This is a genomic window from Streptomyces sp. NPDC032940 (assembly GCF_040636935.1).
In the GTDB taxonomy this organism is placed as follows: domain Bacteria; phylum Actinomycetota; class Actinomycetes; order Streptomycetales; family Streptomycetaceae; genus Streptomyces.
The window spans coordinates 134,546-140,709 of the sequence record NZ_JBEZVJ010000003.1; the positions used below are offsets into that span (position 1 = coordinate 134,546).

The 6,164-nt window shown below is 74.5% G+C and carries 6 protein-coding genes and 1 pseudogene; 4 read left to right on the forward strand and 3 right to left on the reverse strand.

Annotated elements, in window-relative coordinates; genetic code table 11:
• Position 1: 1 nt before the first annotated feature.
• The 3 genes from AB0E77_RS05590 to AB0E77_RS05600 all read right to left on the reverse strand — a co-directional run bounded on the left by AB0E77_RS05590 (position 2) and on the right by AB0E77_RS05600 (position 3,214).
• Positions 2-934 carry a 1-phosphofructokinase family hexose kinase gene (locus AB0E77_RS05590; RefSeq protein ID WP_361565948.1) on the reverse strand — a complete coding sequence of 311 codons (933 nt, stop codon included), beginning with the start codon at positions 932-934 and terminating at the stop codon, positions 2-4.
• Positions 935-1,112: 178 nt separating this feature from the next.
• Positions 1,113-2,258, reverse strand: a complete 1,146-nt coding sequence (nagA, locus tag AB0E77_RS05595) for an N-acetylglucosamine-6-phosphate deacetylase (protein WP_361565951.1) — start codon at positions 2,256-2,258, stop codon at positions 1,113-1,115.
• A complete protein-coding gene (locus AB0E77_RS05600; RefSeq protein ID WP_361565954.1) occupies positions 2,258-3,214 on the reverse strand; it encodes an ROK family protein in 957 nt (318 codons plus the stop codon). Before AB0E77_RS05600 ends, nagA begins: the two co-directional genes overlap by 1 nt.
• 116 nt (positions 3,215-3,330) lie before the next feature.
• Between AB0E77_RS05600 and AB0E77_RS05605 the strand changes: the two genes are divergently transcribed.
• The 4 genes and pseudogenes from AB0E77_RS05605 to AB0E77_RS05620 form a co-directional block, all read left to right on the forward strand.
• Positions 3,331-4,596, forward strand: coding sequence for an extracellular solute-binding protein (locus AB0E77_RS05605; protein ID WP_361565957.1), 1,266 nt, complete (start codon positions 3,331-3,333; stop codon positions 4,594-4,596).
• A 46-nt stretch (positions 4,597-4,642) separates the two neighbouring features.
• Positions 4,643-4,867, forward strand: coding sequence for a DUF3263 domain-containing protein (locus AB0E77_RS05610; protein ID WP_361565959.1), 225 nt, complete (start codon positions 4,643-4,645; stop codon positions 4,865-4,867).
• Positions 4,868-4,902: 35 nt separating this feature from the next.
• Positions 4,903-5,787: a trehalose-phosphatase gene (otsB, locus tag AB0E77_RS05615; RefSeq protein ID WP_361565961.1), complete on the forward strand. Its 885-nt coding sequence runs from the start codon at positions 4,903-4,905 to the stop codon at positions 5,785-5,787.
• Between the two features lie 140 nt (positions 5,788-5,927).
• Positions 5,928-6,164, forward strand: a pseudogene (locus tag AB0E77_RS05620) (hypothetical protein); the annotation flags it as partial.

Sequence of the window (6,164 nt, forward strand, 5' to 3'; positions counted from 1 at the left end):
GTCACGCCGCGTCGGCCTCCGCCGTCACCGCGACGCCCCGGCCGAGCAGTTCCTCGTACGCCGCCCGGTCGAACTCGCCCGCCACCGGGGACAGCACCGTCGCCGCGGACAGGGCGACCGCGCGGGTCAGGCGGTCCGGCCAGGGCAGGTGCTCGACCAGGCCCGACAGCAGACCCGCGACCGCGGAGTCGCCCGCGCCGGTCGGATTGCCGCGCACGTGCGCGGGCGGTGCCGCCCGCCAGCGGCCCTCCGGCGTCACCGCGAGCAGCCCCTCCGCGCCCAGGGATGCCACCACGGACCCGGCGCCGCGCCGCCGGGCGGCCTGGGCGGCCCGCAGCGGCTCGTGCGAGCCGGTCAGCTCGGCCAGTTCGTCGGCGTTCGGCTTGATCAGGTCCGGCCGTGCGGCCACGCCCCGGCGCAGCGGCTCCCCGCTGGTGTCCAGCAGCACCGGCACGCCCGCCGCGCGCGCGGTGCGCACCAGCCCGGCGTAGGCGCCCACCGGCACACCCGGCGGCAGGCTGCCGCACAGGGCGACCGCCGAGGCGTCGGCGAGCAGGTCGGCGTAGGTGTCCTGGAAGGCGTTCCACTCGGCGGGGGCGACGGCCGGGCCCGGCTCGTTGAGCTGGGTGGTGTCGCCGCTGCGCTCGTCGACGACGGCGACGGTCCGCCGGGTCGCCCCGGCGACCGGCACGAGCGCGTCGGTCACCCCGCGCACGCCGGTCAGCCCCTCCCGCACGACACGCCCGGTGGTGCCGCCGGCGAAGCCGGTCACCGTCACCTCGTGGCCGAGCGCCGCGAGCACCCGGGCCACGTTCAGCCCCTTGCCGCCCGGGCGTTCCGTCACGTCGGTGACCCGGTGGGAGGCGTGCGGCCGCAGGGCCGGCACGCGGTACGTGATGTCGAGAGCGGTGTTCAGCGTGACCGTGAGTATCACCCGCGCCGACCTCCCCCGATCGTCTGTGTCCGCCATGTGTTCCGAAGACGTTCCCGGAGCCTTCCGGGAGCCTTCCCGAAGACGACTCCGGAGTCACGATCATGCCAAACGGAAGGCCGTCGGCCCACCCCTCGGACCGGCCACCGTCGGCCGGTCCGGAGGCGGACTCGGGGACGGATCAGCCCAGTTGCGGACCGACCACCCATTCGCCCCGGCGCATCACGCCCACCAGGTCGAAGCCGGCGTCGAGAACGACCAGGTCGGCGTCCTTGCCGGGCTCCAGCGAGCCGACGCGGTCGGCGAGGCCGAGCAGCCGGGCCGGGTTGGCGGAGATCGCGGCGACGACGTCCTCGACGGGCAGCCCGTCCACCGTCACCGCCCGCTTGAAGGCGCGGTCCAGGGTGAGCGTGGAGCCGGCGATCGAGCCGCCCTCCACCAGCCGGGCCACGCCGTCGGCGACCTCGACCTCCATCGGACCGAGCATGTAGCGGCCGTCGCCGAAGCCGGCCGCGTCCATCGCGTCGGTGATGAAGGCGACCCGGGACGCGCCCGCGTGGTGGAAGGCCAGCTGGAGCGCGGCCGGATGCAGATGGGTGCCGTCGTTGATCAGTTCGACGGTGATCCGCTCGTCCTCCAGCAGCGCCGCGATCGGGCCGGGGGAGCGGTGGCCGAGCGGCGGCATGGCGTTGAACAGGTGCGTGGCGACGGTCGCGCCCGCGTCGATGGCCTCGAGTGTCTGCTCGTAGGTCGCGTCGGTGTGCCCGACGGCCGCGATCACGCCGTGCTCGGTGAGCAGCCGCACCGAGTCCAGGCCGCCCGGCAGCTCGGTGGCCAGCGTCATCATCTTCGCGTGGCCGTGCGCCGCGTCGATCAGCTTGCGGACCTCGGCCGGGTCGGGGTCGCGCAGCAGCTCCTCGTCGTGCGCGCCCTTGCGGCACGGGGAGATGAACGGCCCCTCGAAGTGGATGCCGGCGATCTCGCCCTGCTGGGCCAGCTCGGCGAGCATCCCGGCGTGCCGGGCGAGGAAGTCCAGGTCGCCGGTGACGGCGGAGGCGACCACCGTGGTGGTGCCGTGCAGGCGGTGGGTGCGGACGCCCTTGAGAACGTCCTCGGCGTCGCCGCCGGCGAAGGAGGCGCCGCCGCCGCCGTGGTTGTGGAGGTCGACGAAGCCGGGGACCACCCAGTGGCCGGCGAGGTCGAGGGTCTCCGCGTCCCGGGGCGCCGTGTCCGCGATCCGCGTGCCGTCGACGATCACGCGGCCGTCGTCCACGGTGCCGGTGGGCATTACCACCCGGGCACCGGCGAGAACCTTGCTTGGGGCCATCAGGTGGTTACCTCCGGGGGAGTCGCGGTCGTGTCAGGGATGTCGAGCAGGTCCCAGGCCATGAGCCCGGCACCGAGGCAGCCGGCGGTGTCCCCCAGGGCCGCGGGAACCAGCTCCGGCAGCTTCTGGAAGGTGACGCGCCGCCGGACGGCGTCCCGCAGCGGTGTGAACAAGGTTTCCCCGGCCTCCGCGAGGCCGCCACCGATGATCAGGACGCGCGGGTCCAGCAGAGTGAGCGCGGTGACCAGCCCGTCGGCGAGCGCGTCCACGGCGTCCTGCCACACGCGGGCGGCGCGGGCGTCGCCCGACTCGACGGCCTTGGCGCAGTCGGCGGCATCGGCCTGAGGGTCGCCGCACGCCTCGGCCCAGGCCTGGCTGACGGCGGACGCGGACGCGTACCGCTCCAGGCAGCCGCGCTGCCCGCACGGGCACGGGGTGCCGGCCGGCCGCACGACCACGTGGCCGATCTCGCCGGCGAAGCCGTGGGCGCCCGCCTCCACCCGGCCGCCGATGCCGATGGCGCCCGCGATCCCGGTGCCCAGCGGCACGAACAGGAACCGGTCGGCGCCCCGCCCGGCCCCGACCCGGCCCTCGGCGAGCCCGCCGGTGCGCACGTCGTGGCCGAGCGCGACCGGGATGCCGCCGAGCCGCTCGCTGAGCAGCGCGCGCAGGGGGACGTCGCGCCAGCCCAGGTTTGCGGCGTAGACGGCGGTGCCGTGCTCCTCGTCGATGATGCCGGGCACGGCGACACCGGCGGCGACGGCGTCCCCGCCGAACCGGTCGGCGCCCAGGGCGCGCAGTTCGGCGGCGAAGTCCAGGATGCCCGCGACGACGGCCTCGGGCCCGCGCTCGCGTCCGGTGGCGCGGCGGGCCTGGTGCAGCAGCTCGCCTCCCGGCCCCGCCAGGGCGGCCTTCATCCCGGTGCCGCCCACATCGAGGGCGATGACATGTCTCACGGGGACAGTGTGGCCCGTACACCCGGGAGAGGTCTAGTCCACTCGCGTGGTGTAGACCTTAGTCCGGTAAGCGGACGAGCGAACCGATCGACACATGGCAGGGCGGGGCAGGAACGGTGCAGCGGCGCAGGACTGGAACGATCGCGGCGGTGTCCGCCCTGGGGCTGACGGCGGTCCTCGGCGGCTGCGGACTCACCGGCGGATCCGACGAGGTGACCCTGAAGCTGGTCGCCGCGGACTACGGCGACAGCAAGGCCAACAGTTCCCAGGAGTACTGGGACGAGCTGGCCAAGTCCTTCGAGGCCAAGCACCCCGACGTGCACGTGGACGTCGCGGTCTACTCCTGGAACGACGTCGACCGCAAGGTCCGCGAGATGGTCGACGCCGGCGAGGCCCCGGACATGGCGCAGATCGGCGCCTACTCCGACTACGCGGCCAAGGACCTGCTCTACCGGGCCGACGACGTGCTCTCCATACCGGTCCAGGCCGACTTCGTCTCCCAGCTGGCCACGGCCGGCCAGGTCCACGGCGTCCAGTACGGCCTGCCGTTCGCCGCCTCCACGCGGGTGCTCTTCTACAACAAGACCCTCTTCGAGAAGGCCGGCGTCACCCCGCCGAAGACCTGGGACGACCTCGCCGACGCGGCCGAGGCGCTCAAGGCGGACGGCGTGAAGTACCCGTACGCGCTGCCGCTGGGCCCCGAGGAGGCGCAGGCCGAGACGATGCAGTGGATGCTCAGCGGCGGGGGCGGCTACACCGACGACGTCGGCACCTACTCCGTCGACTCGCCGCAGAACGTCACCACCTTCACCTGGCTCAGGGACGAGCTGGTCGGCAAGGGCCTCACCGGTCCGGTCGCCCCCGGCAAGCTGAACCGGGCCGACGCCTTCGCCGCCTTCGCGGCCGGCGAGGTCGGCATGCTCAACGGCCACCCCTCGCTGATGAAGGCGGCCTCCGCCAAGGGCGTGAAGTACGGCATGGTGCCCACCCCCGGCACCGAGGGCACGAGCAGGAACACGCTCGGCGTCACCGACTGGATGACGGCCTTCAGGCAGAACGGCCACCAGGAGGAGATCGGCGACTTCCTCGACTTCGTCTACAGCGACGAGAACGTCCTCGACTTCTCCCGCGAGTACGACCTGCTGCCGGTGACCACCTCCGCGTCCGAGGTGATGAGCACGGCGGCCGAGGACAAGGACCTCAAGCCGTTCCTGGACGAGCTGCTGCTCTCCGAGCTCTACCCGGTCGGCAAGACCTCCTGGGCCTCGGTCAGCGCGGACGTCAAGAAGCGCATCGGCCAGACGGTCGTCCCCGGCGGCAGCCCGGCGGAGGTCCTCGGACAGATCCAGGCGACGGCGATGCGCGCGGGCAGCGGCGAGTAGCACCGGCCGGGCGCGCCTGTCGGTGGCGGGCGTTATGGTGCGCCGTATGGAGCTCGGAGCAAGGGAGCGCGGCATCCTCGCGCTGGAGCGCCGCGGCTTTCCCGGCCCCGGCGCGAAGGAACGCGCGATCCGTGAGGAGCTGGGCCTGGCCCCCGTCCGTTACTACCAGCTCCTCAACGCCCTCCTGGACGACCCGCGCGCCCTGGCCCTCGACCCGGTGACGGTCAACCGGCTGCGCCGGGTGCGTCAGTCGCGGCGCGGCGAGCGCTGAGGTTGGGTCCGGCGCCCGCGGGATAGGTTCGCCGTATGGGCAGCCACCAGGACTCCACCCCCGACTCCGCCGACTCCCAGGTCCCCGCGGACCGTCTGCCGACTCCCGTGACCGAGGCCGGCCGTGAGGGGCTCGACGCGCTCCTCGCCCGCCCCGGCCGCGCGGTGATCGCGCTCGACTTCGACGGCACGCTCGCCCCGATCGTGCCCGACCCCGACCGGGCTCGCGCGCACCCGGACGCGGTGCCCGCGCTCGCGGCCCTCGCCCCGAAGGTCGCCTCCGTCGCGGTGATCACCGGCCGTCCGGCCGAGGTCGCCGTGCACCACGGCGGCTTCGCGGACGTCCCCGGCCTGGACCACCTCGTCGTCCTCGGCCACTACGGCGCCGAGCGCTGGGACGCCGCGACGGGGACCGTCACCGCCCCGCCGCCCCACCCCGGGGTGGCCGCCGTACGGGCCGAGCTGCCGGGGGTACTGGGCACCTCCGGTGCCGGGGAGGGCACGTGGATCGAGGAGAAGGGCCGGGCGGTCGCCGTGCACACGCGTCGGGCCGCCGATCCGCAGGCCGCCTTCGAGGCGCTGCGCGCGCCGCTGGCCGAGCTGGCGGTGCGGCACGGGCTCGTCGTGGAACCGGGGCGCCTGGTGCTGGAGCTGCGGCCGCCCGGTGTGGACAAGGGTGGCGCACTGCGGGAGTACGTACGGGAGACGGGGGCCGGGGCGGTGCTGTTCGCCGGGGACGACCTCGGTGACCTCCCGGCCTTCGCCGCCGTGGACCGGCTCCGTGCCGAGGGCACCCCGGGACTCCTGGTGTGCAGCGGCAGCGACGAGGTGACGGAGCTGAGAAAGCGCGCCGACGTCGAGGTGGACGGGCCGGCCGGGGTGGTGGCGCTCCTGCGCGCCCTCGCCCGGCGTCTGCCCTGAGACAACGTCACGGCGAGGCCCCCCGCTTGTCACAGGCGTGTCCGGACGCCGGCGCCGGGACAACCCGCCCCGGCGCCCGGACCCTCCTCGGAGACGTACAGCGCCTGCTCGACCAGGCCCGACCCGTGGAGGACAACGTCATGACCGCTCGCCGCTCGTTCCCGGTGCTCGCCCTCGCCGTCATGGCCGCCGGCCTGGCACTCACCGCCTGCGACAACGGCGGAACCACCGACGGCGCCGCGCCCTCCGTCACCACGTCGAGCGTCGTGCAGTCCCCCTCCGCCGGCGCGGCCGCCCCCACCGGTCGCGCCGGCAAGAAGTGCACGGACCGGATGGACTACGCGGGTGACCCGCGGTCCAACGCGGAGATCAACTCG